At 40.5% G+C, this 14,968-nt stretch carries 22 protein-coding genes and 1 pseudogene; 3 read left to right on the top strand and 20 right to left on the bottom strand.

Going from position 1 to position 14,968, the window contains the following annotated elements:
- Positions 1 to 226 precede the first annotated feature (226 nt).
- From Len3610_RS19485 to Len3610_RS19445, 10 genes are all read right to left on the bottom strand, one after another.
- Positions 227 to 829, bottom strand: coding sequence for a hypothetical protein (locus tag Len3610_RS19485; protein ID WP_176449373.1), 603 nt, complete (start codon positions 827 to 829; stop codon positions 227 to 229).
- Between the two features lie 152 nt (positions 830 to 981).
- Positions 982 to 1,158 (bottom strand): hypothetical protein, encoded by a 177-nt coding sequence (locus Len3610_RS19480; protein ID WP_176449372.1) that lies wholly within the window; start codon positions 1,156 to 1,158, stop codon positions 982 to 984.
- Positions 1,159 to 1,298: 140 nt separating this feature from the next.
- Complete coding sequence (locus Len3610_RS19475; RefSeq protein ID WP_176449371.1) at positions 1,299 to 1,532, bottom strand: hypothetical protein; 234 nt, start codon at positions 1,530 to 1,532, stop codon at positions 1,299 to 1,301.
- 148 nt (positions 1,533 to 1,680) lie between these two features.
- Entirely contained in the window at positions 1,681 to 1,893 is a 213-nt protein-coding gene (locus Len3610_RS22050; RefSeq protein WP_369693613.1) for a VanZ family protein, read from the bottom strand.
- A gap of 421 nt (positions 1,894 to 2,314) precedes the next feature.
- Positions 2,315 to 2,749 (bottom strand): His/Gly/Thr/Pro-type tRNA ligase C-terminal domain-containing protein, encoded by a 435-nt coding sequence (locus Len3610_RS22045; RefSeq protein WP_369693612.1) that lies wholly within the window; start codon positions 2,747 to 2,749, stop codon positions 2,315 to 2,317.
- On the bottom strand, positions 2,733 to 3,596 hold the full coding sequence (locus tag Len3610_RS19465; RefSeq protein ID WP_369693611.1) for an ATP phosphoribosyltransferase regulatory subunit: 864 nt from the start codon (positions 3,594 to 3,596) through the stop codon (positions 2,733 to 2,735). Before Len3610_RS19465 ends, Len3610_RS22045 begins: the two co-directional genes overlap by 17 nt.
- A gap of 714 nt (positions 3,597 to 4,310) precedes the next feature.
- A complete protein-coding gene (locus Len3610_RS19460; protein WP_176449370.1) occupies positions 4,311 to 4,871 on the bottom strand; it encodes a hypothetical protein in 561 nt (186 codons plus the stop codon).
- Positions 4,858 to 6,198, bottom strand: coding sequence for a CitMHS family transporter (locus Len3610_RS19455; protein WP_176449369.1), 1,341 nt, complete (start codon positions 6,196 to 6,198; stop codon positions 4,858 to 4,860). The genes Len3610_RS19460 and Len3610_RS19455 overlap by 14 nt, the downstream gene beginning before the upstream one ends.
- 194 nt (positions 6,199 to 6,392) lie before the next feature.
- Complete coding sequence (locus Len3610_RS19450; RefSeq protein WP_176449368.1) at positions 6,393 to 7,109, bottom strand: response regulator; 717 nt, start codon at positions 7,107 to 7,109, stop codon at positions 6,393 to 6,395.
- Positions 7,102 to 8,730 (bottom strand): ATP-binding protein, encoded by a 1,629-nt coding sequence (locus Len3610_RS19445; protein ID WP_255259703.1) that lies wholly within the window; start codon positions 8,728 to 8,730, stop codon positions 7,102 to 7,104. The genes Len3610_RS19450 and Len3610_RS19445 overlap by 8 nt, the downstream gene beginning before the upstream one ends.
- A 245-nt stretch (positions 8,731 to 8,975) precedes the next feature.
- Here Len3610_RS19445 and Len3610_RS19440 point away from each other — a divergent pair, with 245 nt between their 5' ends.
- Entirely contained in the window at positions 8,976 to 9,500 is a 525-nt protein-coding gene (locus tag Len3610_RS19440; protein ID WP_176449366.1) for a DMT family transporter, read from the top strand.
- Between the two features lie 55 nt (positions 9,501 to 9,555).
- A complete protein-coding gene (locus Len3610_RS22040; protein WP_176449365.1) occupies positions 9,556 to 9,804 on the top strand; it encodes an EamA family transporter in 249 nt (82 codons plus the stop codon).
- A gap of 107 nt (positions 9,805 to 9,911) precedes the next feature.
- Here the strand turns inward: Len3610_RS22040 and Len3610_RS22035 are convergent, their stop codons facing one another.
- The 7 genes from Len3610_RS22035 to Len3610_RS21370 all read right to left on the bottom strand — a co-directional run bounded on the left by Len3610_RS22035 (position 9,912) and on the right by Len3610_RS21370 (position 13,098).
- Positions 9,912 to 10,184 (bottom strand): TRIC cation channel family protein, encoded by a 273-nt coding sequence (locus tag Len3610_RS22035; RefSeq protein WP_369693610.1) that lies wholly within the window; start codon positions 10,182 to 10,184, stop codon positions 9,912 to 9,914.
- Between the two features lie 49 nt (positions 10,185 to 10,233).
- The gene (locus Len3610_RS22030; protein WP_369693609.1) at positions 10,234 to 10,383 is read right to left on the bottom strand and encodes a trimeric intracellular cation channel family protein; all 150 of its coding nucleotides are present in this window, start codon (positions 10,381 to 10,383) and stop codon (positions 10,234 to 10,236) included.
- Between the two features lie 151 nt (positions 10,384 to 10,534).
- Positions 10,535 to 10,777, bottom strand: a complete 243-nt coding sequence (locus Len3610_RS19425; RefSeq protein ID WP_176449364.1) for a hypothetical protein — start codon at positions 10,775 to 10,777, stop codon at positions 10,535 to 10,537.
- 118 nt (positions 10,778 to 10,895) lie between these two features.
- Positions 10,896 to 11,138, bottom strand: a complete 243-nt coding sequence (locus Len3610_RS19420) for a class I SAM-dependent methyltransferase (RefSeq protein ID WP_176449363.1) — start codon at positions 11,136 to 11,138, stop codon at positions 10,896 to 10,898.
- Positions 11,139 to 11,158: 20 nt separating this feature from the next.
- On the bottom strand, positions 11,159 to 11,305 hold the full coding sequence (locus Len3610_RS19415; protein ID WP_176449362.1) for a hypothetical protein: 147 nt from the start codon (positions 11,303 to 11,305) through the stop codon (positions 11,159 to 11,161).
- 555 nt (positions 11,306 to 11,860) lie between these two features.
- Positions 11,861 to 12,274 carry an MFS transporter gene (locus Len3610_RS21375; RefSeq protein WP_255259702.1) on the bottom strand — a complete coding sequence of 138 codons (414 nt, stop codon included), beginning with the start codon at positions 12,272 to 12,274 and terminating at the stop codon, positions 11,861 to 11,863.
- A 521-nt stretch (positions 12,275 to 12,795) separates the two neighbouring features.
- A complete protein-coding gene (locus tag Len3610_RS21370) occupies positions 12,796 to 13,098 on the bottom strand; it encodes a TetR/AcrR family transcriptional regulator (protein ID WP_255259701.1) in 303 nt (100 codons plus the stop codon).
- Between the two features lie 236 nt (positions 13,099 to 13,334).
- Between Len3610_RS21370 and Len3610_RS21365 the strand changes: the two genes are divergently transcribed.
- Positions 13,335 to 13,535 carry a hypothetical protein gene (locus tag Len3610_RS21365; protein WP_255259700.1) on the top strand — a complete coding sequence of 67 codons (201 nt, stop codon included), beginning with the start codon at positions 13,335 to 13,337 and terminating at the stop codon, positions 13,533 to 13,535.
- A 28-nt stretch (positions 13,536 to 13,563) separates the two neighbouring features.
- Here Len3610_RS21365 and Len3610_RS21360 read toward each other — a convergent pair whose 3' ends face one another.
- From Len3610_RS21360 to Len3610_RS19395, 3 genes and pseudogenes are all read right to left on the bottom strand, one after another.
- Entirely contained in the window at positions 13,564 to 13,794 is a 231-nt protein-coding gene (locus Len3610_RS21360) for a chromate transporter (protein WP_255259699.1), read from the bottom strand.
- 26 nt (positions 13,795 to 13,820) lie between these two features.
- On the bottom strand, positions 13,821 to 14,423 hold the full coding sequence (locus tag Len3610_RS21355; protein WP_255259698.1) for a chromate transporter: 603 nt from the start codon (positions 14,421 to 14,423) through the stop codon (positions 13,821 to 13,823).
- A gap of 250 nt (positions 14,424 to 14,673) precedes the next feature.
- Positions 14,674 to 14,962, bottom strand: a pseudogene (locus tag Len3610_RS19395) (PadR family transcriptional regulator).
- Positions 14,963 to 14,968: the final 6 nt, after the last annotated feature.

Genomic DNA, 14,968 nt, shown 5'->3' with positions numbered 1-14,968 from the left:
GTCCGGCAGTTATTCCTCACGCATTCCACTAATCGATGTAATTACTTCCATAAATCTCCCCTTCTCTCTTTAAGTTATTGAGTTCGGTTTTCATTGAAAAGAATACACCTCATCGGAGAAATCACGGCCTTTCTTTATTCCACAATATGACCCTTATGTATCGAACCCGTCGCCAAACCTTATTCCGGATTTGCGCCTGATTGATGAAGAAATATCATATAAAAATTCATCTTTTGGGTTTAGCTTTAAACAAATAAACAACATCATATTTTTTCATTTCACTAGAATCCTCGTAAAAATTTGACCGAAAAGACATTGAATTATTTTCGTTATTAGATATAGCAATCCCCGACAATACTGCTTCTCCGTTTTCTATAGATATTTCATTTTCTTGAAATGTTCCCATAGTACCCTTTTTCTCTACATCATTATCCAATACACTTGTCGATCCTGTACTTCCGCCACTGCTGATACCAATATTAAATGCAGAGTGATTCACCTCAGCATTGTCTTTTTGAGATGTAATAATAATCGTTCCCTCACCATCACTAACCTCTAATGATATTTGGGTTAATTTATCATCGACTAGTTCTCCTTTTTTGTATTTCTCTACATGTACAGACATTTCATTATATTTGTTGTCTATATTGAAATTAAATACAAATGATTCATCTGAAGTTGTTGAAAGAATCGCTTTTTCCATCTTTGATAAATCAGTACTGGAAATAGTATTCGTATCGGTTTTGGTATTACTACTGTCGCTATCGCAAGCACTTAATACAAAAGCGAATATGGTGATTAATATTAAAATACCGAGCCTTGTTTTCAATTCACTTTCCCCTTTATAGCGATTTTGATTTTCTATTCACAATACGCCATTTCTATTAAACTCACCTAATTCCGTTAAATGTCCCGATGAAGCAATAATAATATGCGCAAAGAATTATTCCGTGGAAGTTCCGATTGCAGAAATCCCCAATCTTAATTGGCTTTTTCTTCTTCTGGCATCTTTTCTAAGGTTACTAATATAAGTGTTGCTATCGGTCCAAGGAATAAAGAAATGAAAAACCAATTAAGACCCGATCTGTTTTTCCCTTGTGCCAATCCAGCGTTAATAAGGGGCAGAGTTCCCCAGCCAACAAAAAATTGGTCTTCCACGCTGATCCCCCTTAGTAATTGATTGCAGCATAATTTCTGCAATTTGTAACAAGAATTGTTATACAGTTAACTAGCCATATATGGTACCGGCGTCAGGTCTTATTCCAGATTTGCGCCCGATTAAGGAATTAAAAACCGCTTCAATTACTCGACGCCGATCTTTTTATAGTCATTACAATTCCAGCAATTAATTCAAGAATGGCTAATCCTGATACATACAATCCGATTGATGGAAGCGACAATATTCCTAAAACAATATGGAATGCTGCTGCAATATATAAGCCTATTGGTTTTTTAAAAAACACACTAAAAATTGCATAAAGTAATACAGCTACCATAAGCCCTACAACAAGCCAGGTAATCCACGATGTCATTTAAAATCCCCTCCCTTGTTTCATACCACAAAATGGCCCGATAATGCAGATTTGGAAGCTTTTTATTCCGTTAAAATGCCCGATAATTGAAGACCATTTTCCAAGATTTAAGGGCACTTGTTCAAGAAATGCCAAGAATAATTAAACGCTACCTAAGCAATTTCTGAACAAATTTCGTTTTCCAAATTCCAAAACCTATCAAAGCGCCAAGTATATTAAGTATAAAATCATCTATGTCAAAACTTCCTCTTCTTGTTACTATTTGTATCACTTCAATAAAGAACAGCACGACAATCATTGAGATGATAAATATGCTTGTTCCTCTTATTTTTTTAATAAAAAACGGTAGATAAATGCCCATTGGCAAGAACATAAACAATTGCCAACAAGGTTTTTTATAGGTATATCCGCATTCATACTGCCGTCAAATATCGCCTGTATATATGTACTGACTGTTTTAAATGGAACCAAATTTGAAGAGGACTTTATATATTCTAGTAATGACAGGTCGTTTATATATAACCCCTACCGCCCATAAGCAATAGCATTACCAATGCGAATATATAAAATATGAAACTGAAACCAAAAACGGTTTTTATAATCTTTTTCATTCACTACACCACTTTTCGTTCTTAACATTACTGCCATTTTAGTTTAAGATAATTCGGTTAAATCCACAATGTGTTGCTCCACAATCTGGTTTAAGGCGATAATATTTATTCCAGATTAGCGCCGTTCGTAAGATTGTTATTAAAAAAGGTAGTTGAATAAGGTATTCAAAGTCACCTAAACTGATACGATTCAATTTTTTCATCGCCTGAAAACATATCTTTTATTTTAAAGTGATTATTTTTGACTTCATCTTCGCCAATAATTATAACATTGCGAACCCCTTCTTTATTTGCTTTCTCAAGCGCCTTTCCTATCTTTTTATTGCTCATTTCAAATTCGACTTTATACCCTTTTTTTCTTAAATCATTTGCTACCACTAAGGCTTCTTTTTGAGTACCTAATGGAATTATATAATAATCTACACTAGGAATTTCTTTTAATACTTTATCAAATGTACTCATAGCTGTATAAATTACATCTAAGCCAAATGAAATTCCTACTGTTGAAAAGTTCTCGTTTGTACCTATCAACCCACCAATTGCACTATCATATCTTCCACCGCTTCCAATACTTGACTTAATTGATTGATCATAAGAAGATGTCATAAGTAGTCCCCGTATAAATCTCTAACCCCCTTGCTAAAAACGGGTTAAATACACATTGATTATTGATACCAAGAAATTCTAAATAAGTTGCCAACTCTCTCAATTCATCTAAACCTTGTCTCACTTGTTCATTTTGGTTGGAAAATGACTCGAAATAACTGAAGCTTGAATTATTTCCATCGGTTAAAAACTGTCTCAGTGAGCTTATAGTTGATTTTGATAATCCTTGTTCACTAAGTTCGGTGACGACAGCTTCTAAACCAACTTTTTCAAGTTTATCAAGTATTAACACTACTTTATTCATCTTTTCACCTTCTGTACCAAACACTTCAAGCATCCCTGTCAGTAGTTTTCGGTTGTTATATTGGACCATTACATTTAAGTCCAGCTTTCTAAAAGCATCCAACGCCATAATCATTAGTTCAGCCTCTGCTATTTGTGAATCAACGCCTACAATATCCACATCGCACTGAGTAAATTCTCGAAGCCTACCCGTTTTTATAGGGCCATCTCTAAATACCTTACCAATTTCATATCTTTTAAAAGGAAAGTTCAATGTTGGGTTCATTGCAATTACTTTTGCAAACGGAATAGTGAGATCATATCTTAAAGCAAGACTTCTTTCTCCTCTGTCTGTCAAAGTGTACATCTCTTCTAATATTTCTGCTCCTCCACCATATTTAGAAGCAAGCAATTCAGTGTGATTTAATATAGGTGTCTCCAGTGGTTGACATCCATATTGAATAAATACGTCTTCTAAAATCCTTCTAATGTCTCTTCGCATTTTTTCCGCATTCGGTAAATAATCTTGTGTACCCTTTACATTTTGGTAATCCATTTTCTTCATTTTTCTTACCTCCAGTTTTTTGATAAATAAAAAACCGCACCTGAATTAAGTTTATAACCAAATTCAAATGCGATTTAATGATAAATAGCCTTCCTATTTTGCGATTTTAAAATCGAATAGCAAGGCTACTTGATATGATGATGTAACTGTGAGAACGAAATTCTAAATGGACACATCTTACCCACCTCTAATTTCCACTAAATGTATCATATTGCAATAATCGTGATAGCTATCAAAGCAACAACTTGGTATTTTTTTTGCATATAAATCCCTCCTACCTAAGAGGGTATGTCTAATATCCCAAAATTATAATTTCCTATTAAATTAACCTTGCCATTTTCATAATAAGAGCTGACGGATCGACAACTCCTTATTAAATATTTGCGCCCTATTCCTTAATATTTTAGAATTACGAGACTTAATTTTTTTACCGCCAAGGAAGAAGCGCTTCCAAACCTCCAATCACCGCCAGTCTACAATTTGATAGTCATTTTTGCTTACATTTTTTAATGTTTGCGATAGGCAACGGAAGCCATTACCATAAGAGACAGCCTCTTTGTTTATTCCTGCTTTTACAAATGGAGGCATTGTTTGGCGAGATAACAATTATTATAATTTTGTGAATGCCGGGAAACTGATGAGAGAAATAAATGAGCTTTCTCTTGATTAGTGAAAATAACAAGCACTCTTAATTAAGAATGCTATCATAATAGATTACTGCTCCTCCATTTCCTCAATGGCATCAGGATAAACAACTGAATCAAAAACTTCCCCGGTATCAGTATTTTCCATGTTTATGGTCACTTCATAATTATCAGGGTCTACGCCATCAAACAGCTGATAATAGAGTCCGGAAATCGCCAGCCCCATTGCCGCAAACCCATCAAAACTATTCTCGAATTTTTCTTGATTTACGACCATTGTAAATTCAGAGAATGAATCGTTTGCCATAATATCTTCAATGGAAATATATTCCCCATCATTTTTAATCTCCTCAATCGTTTGATTGACGTTCTCTTTAAGTTTAACCATCATATCATTATGTGTGGACTTAGACATTTTGTATGTGAGAGAGCCATCATCATTCTCCGCCACTTCAGACACACCTGCTTCTTCAGCCTCGTCAATGACCTCTTCTTTATCCTCACCTTCCAGTAACGAAGGCGGTATCGTAATTTCTGCATCCAGCAGACCTTCGTCAACATTGATTGACTCTTCTTGTTCCTCTTTATTTTCATCTTGATCACTTGCTGATGTACTTTTAAATGACGCCAATCATCAGTGCAATAATGAGTAACACAATGCTTAATCCCCATAACCACGGCAGGGAGTATTTTATGTGACGTCCCATCTCAAGGCCTGATAAACCAAGTGCCAGCCAAACCGCTGGTGCAAGCGGGCTGATAAATGTCCCTACGATATTACCAATAATCATCGCATATGCTGTTGTTAACGTGGCTGTGCCGAAACCTGCTGCAATCTGTTCCACTACCGGAAACAATGCAAAATAGTACGCATCAGTGCTTAGCAGTATGTCAAAGGGTACTCCCAAGACGCCAATAATCAGATGTAAATAGGGGCCAAGAGCGTCAGGCATAACAGCAACACCATCTTCTGCTATGGCATTCAGCATACCGCTTCCAGTTAAAATCCCTAAAAATGAACCGGCAGCAAGAATGATTGTTGCCATTGTCAGGGCGCTTGAAGCATGTGCCTTGATTCGTTCAGTTTGATCTTTCATTTTTGGATAATTAATAGGCAGTGCAATACTGACCCCAAGCATAAACGCAAAGCCAGCTGGAATGATGCCTGATACCAACAATGCAATAACACCGATTGCAATGATCGCATTGACCCAGATTAATTTCGGACGAGCAAGGGAATTTTCTGTGAAAGAAGCTTTCTCATCCTCTTGTGCTATTTCTTCCGGTGTCTCCTCAAGTGCAGCTGCGGATTCCCGCAGAGCCTCTGGATGCCCAAATTGTTCGGTGATTTTCCGTTTTTCCCTATACCCAAGAAAAATAGCTAAACCGATCATCAGTACCATCCCAATTATTTGTACCGGGATGAGCGGGTACCATAATTCCGTAACATCCATACCTATAACAGAAGCCGTTCGTCCCAAAGGCCCGGCCCATGGCAACATATTCATAATGGCAGCACTTCCGGCGATTAAGAGAAGCAGTAAATAGGGGCTCATATGCAATCGCTTATACAATGGCAGCAACGCCGGAATAGTAATCAAAAATGTCGATGCACCGGAACCATCCAGTTGGCCAAGAGCTGCAATCAACACAGTCGCGACACTGATCGCAATGATATTCCCTTTTGAAATCGCAATCATTTTATTAATAAAAGGATCAAAAAGCCCGGTATCCTGCATAATACCAAAGAAGAGAATGGCAAAAATGAACATGATGGCAACATCGATTACAGAATCCATTCCCTGGTTAAAAAACTCACCAATTTCACTCAAGCCAAAGCCGGCAGCAAGCGCACCCACTACCGGTATTATAACCATGGCAATGATAGGTGAAACCTTTCCCTTAATGAGTAAAATGACAATTGTCAGTATAGTCGCAAATCCGATTAAACTTAACACAGTATCTTCCTTTCTTTCATGCTGTTAAGTTTCCTCTGTCACTAGCTTCCCTCCCTTTGGAGAATGTTCAAACAATTTAAATGGAAACGCTAGCAAACTACAGAAGAAAAATATTATTTTGATTAATAAACAAATTAGCACGAAAAAAAAGAAGGATAAACCTTCTCATGATAAGTTATTTATTTTTTATATTATTAATTTTGTTCATAAGTTTCACGATGCATGTACTCGCGTTCCGGTCTCCCGACACTTCCGTATTTTAATCGGGTATGAATCACCTTCTGAGATACTAAGTACTCCAAGTAGCGGCGGGCCGTGGATCGGCTTGTCCCAATCTGTTTGCTTAGATCTACAGCAGTTATCCCTTGTTGCTTATTAGATTTCAAAAGCTCAGTGATATCATTCAATGTGATCGGATCAATACCCTTGGGCAAACTAGCATTTGTAGTGCTGGAATGGGCCGGGTCATGAATTCCTGTAATAGAATCAATCTCATGCTGCTCCAAAGCGTCTTTCGCGGTGAAAAATCTCCGGTGCTGCTTATATCGTTTCAGAGACTTTGCAAAACGGTCAGCATCCACCGGTTTTACGATATAGTCAAAGACGCCGCCCCGCAAAGCTTCATTTATGATGTTCGTCTCGTTGGCAGCAGTAACAGGGATAATATCCACGTCATGATAATGATGACGAATCTGCCACAGCAACTCCATCCCTTTTACATCAGGAATGTAAATATCAAGCAAGATCAGCTGCGGCTTTGTGTGGCAATTTTTTAGATAAATCAGTGCTTCCTCACCAGTCTTAACCATTTTATCAACCAAAAATCCTTCATTTTTTTCGACATATTGCCGATTTATATCTGCAATCCGAAAATCATCTTCAATAATAAGAACATGTATATCATCACTCATCGGTGTTTCCTCCATTTTTAGGTATAATCAAGACAAAACACGCACCGCCCATTTCTCCTTCTTCCAGCATGATTTCACCACCTGCCTGATGGACAATATGCCGGCTCAAGGCCAGCCCTGTTCCTCCATTTTCCTTTTCTTTTGTGGAGTATCCCTGTTCAAAAATATACGGTGCATCCTCCTCGGTAACACCAGGACCGGAATCATCCACCTCAATCACAACGTCATCTCCCAAATCCGTGAAAAAGACGGCTATTTGCTTATCCTCTTCCTGATTCTGTTTGACTGACTCAATTGCATTTTCAAGCATGTTGCCAAGACCGGTAATCAAGGCCTCCTGTTTGATGCCATGATATTGATGATTAAGCTGACTGTCCGGATGGATAGATATATTGATTGCCAGTTCATTCCCCTGATTGATTTTCCCTTGCAACAGCCCCTGCACCACAGGGTCTGCTACATTCTGTGTCAAAAAGTGGGAGCGCTCCTGCTGAATATTTTTTTCTTTTTTAATAAAGTCGATAGCTTGCTGGTATTGATTTAATTGAAGCAAACCAAGAATCGTATAGAGTTTATTGGAAAATTCATGGGTTTGAGCCCGCTGTGTATTCGCATACTGTTTAATTTGCTGAAGCTCACGTGTCACATGTTCCATTTCTGTTTTTTTACGGAATGTGGACACAGCCCCGGCAATCGTTCCTTCTCTGTACACAGGCACCAGATTTACCAAAACAATCGATTCTCCAAGTATCATTTCCTTGTCATATTGGCTTTCACCGTTTTCCAAAACGTCAAACAAAGCAGTATGAGGCAATATTTCCCTGATCGACTTGCCCGCATAATCACGTTTTTGCTCCGTCTCATTAAACAAAATGTTGTTAGCTGCTTTATTCATCATGGTTATGATTCCCTCATTGTCAACAGCTATCATGCCTTCATGGGTCGACTGCATAATCGCTTCTTTTTGCAGCAATAAATCAGAAATTGCCTCAGGTTCCATATCAGATAATAATTTTTTGATGTAGCGGGCAATCAAAATCGCACCAGCAATACCTAATAAAACCACTGCCAGAAGGGTAATCCACAGTGATTGACTCTGGTTCGCTATAATGCTCTGAACATCTTCATTAAGAAAACCGACAGACACGACACCAATAATATCTCCCGCTTCACTCTGAACCGGCACCTTCCCGCGAATAGACAGTCCGAGTGACCCGGTACTGCGAGACACATATTCTTCCCCGTCCTGCAATGCACGTTCATTATCCCCGCCTATCATTTTCTCCCCGATCCTGTCAGGTTTTGGGTGAGAATATCGCGTCCCCTCCCTGTTTCCAACAACAATAAATTCTGCATCTATTTCTTCCCGGATTGGTTCTACAATATCTTGAATCACAGAGGATGGATTTTCCAATTGGAAGGCTTCTTTTATTTGGGGTGTATCGGCAATACTCTGTGCCACGCTTAAAGCGCGTTTGCCAACCTGGTCTTCGATGGTATTGGAAATAAATGTATGAAGGAAACTGGCAAAAATGATAAAAATACCAACGATTAACAGACTGATTAACCCAATCATTTTAAATTTTAAACCGAACTTGACAGTTGGCAACAAATTTTGCATTTTATTACCCTTCCGAAGACGATTCATATGGTACGGTCCTTTCTGGGGTCTGTCCCTCACTACGGTAACGCGTTAAAGCAGTGGGGGACAGACCCCTTTCACGAACTGTTTTATTTGTGAATGGGTTGCTGATTAGCTAAAATAGAGCAGTTGACATCATGAAGAAAGAGGGATAATCCAATGTTCAAAACTTATCTGTGACTGCCTAATACTTCTCGCCGGCAGTTTTAACATCTCTCAGATTATTGTTTATTGTTCTTTTTCTGATTATATTCGTCTCGTCAAGACATGGACTCCAGAAGATTTCACCGCGTGATTGGGCATGGATTCTTTTGCTCGGTGTCGTAGGTGTTTTCATTAATCAGTGGACTTTTTTTGAAGGGCTTGTCACTGCAGATTCCACAACATCTGCACTAATTCTTGCCACAGCCCCCATATTGACCGGAGTCCTGGCAGCCATTTTTTTGAATGAAAAATTTACGCCGCGCATGCTCTTTGGTTCAGCAATTGCGATCACAGGCATTTACTTTGTGGTAACCAAGGGAGGCGCTGCACTCCATTTTGAACCCGGTTTGTTGTGGATTGTCGGTACAATGGTGTCATTCGCCATTCTGATTATTATCACCCGATTTTATCACAACGGCATAGCCCTCTTGTCACAACGCTTTATTCAATGTCATCGGTTTTTGTTATATTCATTGCCAGCCATTTTTATCATGGATGACCCTGTAACACTGGGCCGGCGGCTGGCAAGTTATGGGGTCTTTTGATGCAACAGCGATGTCGTCCATGGCATAGCCACACTTATGGATCATTATATTCGCTATGGCCGCTGCTTCAAAGGCCTCTATCTTATCCAACCTGGAACCATTCATTGCCATGATTATGGGGGTGCTTTTGCTGCAAAAACCGATTACCGGCCACGAAATAATTGGCTCACTTTTTATTGTGGGCGGTGTTATGTTTTTGCCACTACCCCAGCACCGGAGCAGAAACGTCTGCGGCATTAATACAGCTGCTCTTTTGGGTTCAAGGAACGCCTTTCATAAGAAAACGAACATTATATTAGAATGACGGGGCAACCTCCAATTAAACCGGACTGAGCATAGTCTTAATGTAACAATCGCGGCAAACAGCGCACCTGCTGCCCAAGGTGCCTCGATGATCCCGAGCCCCAATCACTAGCCCGCCAAGTGCCGCCAAAGCGCATAAATCTCTTCCCGGAAAATCATCGGTTTTCTCCCTGCAAAGACATCCCGGATCATTCCACCGCCGCAACCCGTTAAGGTTGCCGCGACAATCACCGCACTTAATGGGCGCACCAATTTGAATAGCAGCGGAAGCCCCCTGTAAGGCAAATGAAGCCATCCCGATCGCATCAAAATACCATTTTCCAATATTGGATCCACCCGGTCCGGAATCAGAAAACATAATAATCGTGATGAAGACAGCACAACCTAAGTCTCCTGTGTCCAGATGGGACGGCCTCCGATTGGATACCAATTAATAATTACGAATCGTGCTTCCTCCATAAGCCGTTGCAAACCCCAAAACGAGAACACCAACGATATCATAATCCTCTTGCATCGCGACAAGAGCACCACTGATGGCAAAAGCAAGGGTACCGATGATATTAAGAATTTCCCATGTCATGACGCTTCTCTTCCTTTTTGTTTTATTACCATTCTATAGCAACCAGTTTAGAGACTTTCAAATGATATCATTATCATCAAAAATGTCATCATCACAGGTTTTGAAAGCAGGCCAATTCACTGCTCCACCGGCCTTTGCCATGTTTATACCATCACGTTGATTTCTTACCGATCATTTTAATCCACTTCTGTTTAAACATTGTTTCCCCGTTCTCTATGTATGGCGAAAAACCTGTTATGACATTCCCGGTTTTAAGTTCAGTATTGATATCATGAGTGATCTGTTCTTTAATGTGATCATCTGTCCCGGTCAGCGCCAGCCATCTGTTCAAGTGAACCGGAACGTCGATAATTTCAGCTTGTTCAATTTCCAGTCCTGTAGTTTTACAGTTCATAAACTGTGACCTCTTAGCGCATTCACATGGACGGATCCGGAGCCTTTCATAATGATTGTAAAGGCGGTACATTCATCATTCTTCCGCGGGAAATCATATCGATGACGCTGACATTCGTTTACGGAACGCACACTTTGTTCATTTCATGAAGGATTCTGCCTGGATCTGTAAAATGATGAAAACCCAGTCTGCTTATGACCAAATCAAAGGATTCTTGTTTAAAGGGGAGATTTTCAGCATCAGCAATTTGATAATCAATATTTGACAGCCCCTTTTGTTCTGATTGTCCTTCACTCATCATTTCCTGAGATATGTCAATGGACGTCCACATGATTAAAAAGGTGCTATCGGAACGACTCAAAAATGCCGGTCCCCGCAACGTCAGACAGTCATGCCATTATCCAAGTCCAGACTATCCACAATCCAAGTCAACAGATCCTCTTGATTCAATGTTAACAGCTCATTTGAAAAGCCCGCTGCCTGCTTCCTGAATTGCTCCTTGATTTCCTGCTCATGTTCCTTATTCACACTAATTCCCTCCTTTTGCTTTATATTTTAACATACCTCAACTGTTTCACTCTTATTTTCAATCCCCTGTTATGTTTACATAACTGCTCTACGTTTCTTGGACCTACAAGGGGCAGCCATTCAAGCCACAGTCCATAAATACAGACCATCGCATAACCCCATGTTCCAATTAACCATCCAGCAAGTACCGACCCTATTACCTGCCCAACCGCCAAAAGCAAAAACGGAACGCCAATACCTAGGGATGCATTCGTCATAAATTACACGATAACCCCACACAAGAGCACGCGGTTAAAATATATAAGAGGCGCCGAATATGCCAGCCGATACGTAGACACGTACAATTTTCAGGTGAGATCGATAGAATATCGATGCAGAAGCGATCGCCAAACTTCTAATTTATAGCTAAAGACAGTCCGCCCCCTTTCAATCAGAGACCGGAAATCCCAGTACATAGTCCTATGATGACCCAAAATCCGGAAAGCTGCCATCACTGTAATCACCGGCCACTTCTATAACGTCCTCGAAATGTCCAAAAGCCGCTGTTGGAAATTCCTAAAATAGTGAGGCCAGACTCAAAGGATTGACCTTTACGCCGCGTATAGACAGTTGCCCTTTTTCAAACCTTAACCTTGGATTTGCCCCTACTTTCGGAATCACTTGGAAGTTCCAAATCAAAATCAGCAATGTCAGGATAGCATAAATTAAATACGTCAGTCGCCAATTCTCTGTTAATAAAATAGCACCGACTCCGGAAAGGGCTATGCCAAAACTTGTTCCTGAATTAATCCATGTATTTGCTCTTCCTTGTTTATTCTCTTTAATCCATAACGATATCGCAGCGCCATAAGGTGGTGATACCAATCCCGTGCTTCCGCCAGCAAGTAACACGCCAAGCGCAAGTATCCAGGCATTTGGCGTTACAGACATCAACACATTCCGGAATGCTGACAGGCCAGCTGAGATCATCCTTCTTGGCCCTGCTGCTGTCGTAATGACAGTGGAGAGGACAATCGTAAAGCAAGGCCAATAAATACGACCGAGATCACCCCTGATACAAACTCGGACATATCAAGGGATTCATTTATATGGGAAGAGCAGACCAAAGCTGACCTTGCCAATCCATAGGTGACAGCATCATGTAACGCCAGGTAAAACTAACCGTGAAAATTTCATCGTATCCATCCTCACTTTTAAATTATATAGAACGACCTTTCTAATTAAAGGTCAAAAATTACGATGTATTCCGGACAAGCATCCGTGCCATCGCAATAGAGTATTCGGTTTGCCTTCTCTGCGCCAATCAGTGTGGTCATAGATGTGGTGCCTTCAAGCAACAATGTCATCTTGATTAGCTAGGTCACGTTTCGTTATCTTACCCTTTTCTTTGAGCCAATTTCTGAAAATATTCGAGCAAATTGGATTTATGCCCCCGTGCAAATGTTTTTCATCTCATTATCAGTTTCCCGGAATAATCCGCAATGGCTTCTTTAAAAACATGTCCCTTGATATGATTGTTCTTTCAACCAACGTCCATGCGCCTTCAGGCAAGATGAACGGCGATCTGATCCATTTCCCACACGGGGAATCAAATAAGACCAATAGCGCTCTTCCCGTTGCCTAAGTACTTCCTCAACCAAATTGTCCTTGGACGAAAAATGATTATAAAGCGTCATCGTTGCGACATCGGCTTCATTAATAATTTGCTTCAATCCGACGCCGCGAAATCCGTATTCATAAAATAATCGTTCAGCTACTTCGAGCAGGGTTTCTTTTTTAACAGATCGACTCATGTCTTACACTTCCTCTTTAATTAGATAGAATGATCTTTCTATTTTAGTTTATCAATTAGCGAGTTTAAGTCAACCAATACTTGCTGCATCTGTTTGCAAGAAACCTCCCCACCTCGCATCACCCATCCATTTTAATGAATTAAAACGTTATAAACTGTAAAACATAACCGCCTAAAACACCTATAATCACGATCAGCCACGCTGGCACTTTCCAGATATTTAACAGCGCAAATAAGATGACAGCCAGGGCAAAGTCAGTCGTACTGGCGATTGAGCTGCTGATGACCGGATCCATAGAAGGCAGCCAGCAGATTCCGACCACACTCGCGTTTTCACACCCATTAAACCACCTTGAAAGATGCCCGTTTACGCAGTTCACTCAGAAACGGCAGTGCTGCTACAATGAGCAGAATGAAGAAGGAAAGATCCCAATGTAGCAATGATAGCTCCGATGACGCCTTCCATTCATCGTTCCGAGTAACTGGCGAATGTTAAACAGCGGCCCGGTACAGCTTGTGCCATGCCATAACCGGCCAAAAATTCATTTGCCGACAATAAGCCTGCAGGGACGACTTCCCGCTCAATCATAGGTAATACCACATGGCCGCCGCCAAAGACTAACGAACCAACCCTGAAAAAGATATCAAAAATGTTGAGCAGCGGATTATTGGTAGTGCTGTTTAACAACAGCGGCAATATTATAAGCAGACTGATTAAAATGCCTAGACGTAGGCCAAGTTTTTTGAAATTGTTGATGAGAATGGCTTTAACGTTCGATTCGGCTTTATCTTTAAAAATATAGTCCCAATAAACCTGCTGCTAAAATGATTAAATCTGCATCCATGCTGACGGGTATATAACATGACGGCAGCCGCCACAACAGCTATCGCCAGCCGCGATTTATCAGGTGTCATCTTTTTGCCTAATCCAATCAGTGCATGCAAGACAACCGCTGCTGCAACGATTTTCAAGCTATGTATGAAGCCTGCATCGGCCAGCGAAAATGTCTGATACATCATCGCAAAGACAACGAGCACAATAACTGACGGAACGGTAAACCCGAACCACGAGATGAGTCCGCCAAGCAAACCGCCGCGCATCATTCCGATTGATATGCCGACCTGACTGCTTGCCGGACCAGGCAGGAATTGGCATAGCGCGATGATATCCGCGTAAGTCTTATCGTCAAGCCATTTACGCCGGTCAATGTATTCGTCTTTAAAATAAGCCAGATGCGCGACCGGCCCGCCGAACGACGTCAGGCCCAATTTGGTTGATGTTAATAAGATTTCGATGAACGTCCATATTTTGTTTTTGTCAGCCATAGTCTTCTCCCCCTCTATTTAATCCCGCATATAACGGTCAGTAACCCGCCAAAGGACGGCAGCTAACTACCTTAAATGCCCCGATTTCTGTTCAACTAACATTTTAGCGGGGAAACCGTTCCGCTAAATGAAGTTTCACTTTTCCCGCATATAATGTTAGTAACCGCCAAGGACGGCGGCTAACTACCTTAAATGCCCGATTCTGTTCAACTAACATTTAGCGGGGAAAAACCGTTCGCCTAAATGAGTTTCACTTTATCTCCTTAAACAGTTCGTAGGCTTTGCTCTCGTAGTACCTCGTCACCTATCCGATAATACTTTCTGATCTTTCCATTGACATTCACTTCACGCTTATCAAGAAGTTCATCTTCCTGCATGCCATGAAGAATCGGATAAAGCGTTCCGGCACTTATTTCATACCCATGACTGCGCAATTCTTCCAACATCCAGGTTCCATATATAGGCTCTTCTTTGGCATGGTGAAGTATATGAATATGGATAAACCCTAAAAAAAGCTTGCGTAATATCTTATTATCCAATGAATA

This window comes from Lentibacillus sp. CBA3610, assembly GCF_013373365.1.
Lineage (GTDB): Bacteria > Bacillota > Bacilli > Bacillales > Amphibacillaceae > Lentibacillus.
This window is presented reverse-complemented; position numbering and strand designations above follow the sequence as displayed.

Bases quoted from the DNA above. Each gene is read 5' to 3' on its own strand.
- Len3610_RS19475 (WP_176449371.1), bottom strand. From the start codon at position 1,532: ATGACATCGTGGATTACCTGGCTTGTTGTAGGGCTTATGGTAGCTGTA.
- Len3610_RS22050 (WP_369693613.1), bottom strand. From the start codon at position 1,893: ATGGGCATTTATCTACCGTTTTTTATTAAAAAAATAAGAGGAACAAGC.
- Len3610_RS22045 (WP_369693612.1), bottom strand. From the start codon at position 2,749: ATGACATCTTCTTATGATCAATCAATTAAGTCAAGTATTGGAAGCGGT.
- Len3610_RS19465 (WP_369693611.1), bottom strand. From the start codon at position 3,596: ATGAAGAAAATGGATTACCAAAATGTAAAGGGTACACAAGATTATTTA.
- Len3610_RS19450 (WP_176449368.1), bottom strand. From the start codon at position 7,109: ATGAGTGATGATATACATGTTCTTATTATTGAAGATGATTTTCGGATT.
- Len3610_RS19445 (WP_255259703.1), bottom strand. From the start codon at position 8,730: ATGCAAAATTTGTTGCCAACTGTCAAGTTCGGTTTAAAATTTAAAATG.
- Len3610_RS22040 (WP_176449365.1), top strand. From the start codon at position 9,556: ATGGCCGCTGCTTCAAAGGCCTCTATCTTATCCAACCTGGAACCATTC.
- Len3610_RS22030 (WP_369693609.1), bottom strand. From the start codon at position 10,383: ATGACATGGGAAATTCTTAATATCATCGGTACCCTTGCTTTTGCCATC.
- Len3610_RS19425 (WP_176449364.1), bottom strand. From the start codon at position 10,777: ATGAACTGTAAAACTACAGGACTGGAAATTGAACAAGCTGAAATTATC.
- Len3610_RS21375 (WP_255259702.1), bottom strand. From the start codon at position 12,274: ATGATCTCAGCTGGCCTGTCAGCATTCCGGAATGTGTTGATGTCTGTA.
- Len3610_RS21370 (WP_255259701.1), bottom strand. From the start codon at position 13,098: ATGAGTCGATCTGTTAAAAAAGAAACCCTGCTCGAAGTAGCTGAACGA.
- Len3610_RS21365 (WP_255259700.1), top strand. From the start codon at position 13,335: ATGACAGCCAGGGCAAAGTCAGTCGTACTGGCGATTGAGCTGCTGATG.
- Len3610_RS21355 (WP_255259698.1), bottom strand. From the start codon at position 14,423: ATGGCTGACAAAAACAAAATATGGACGTTCATCGAAATCTTATTAACA.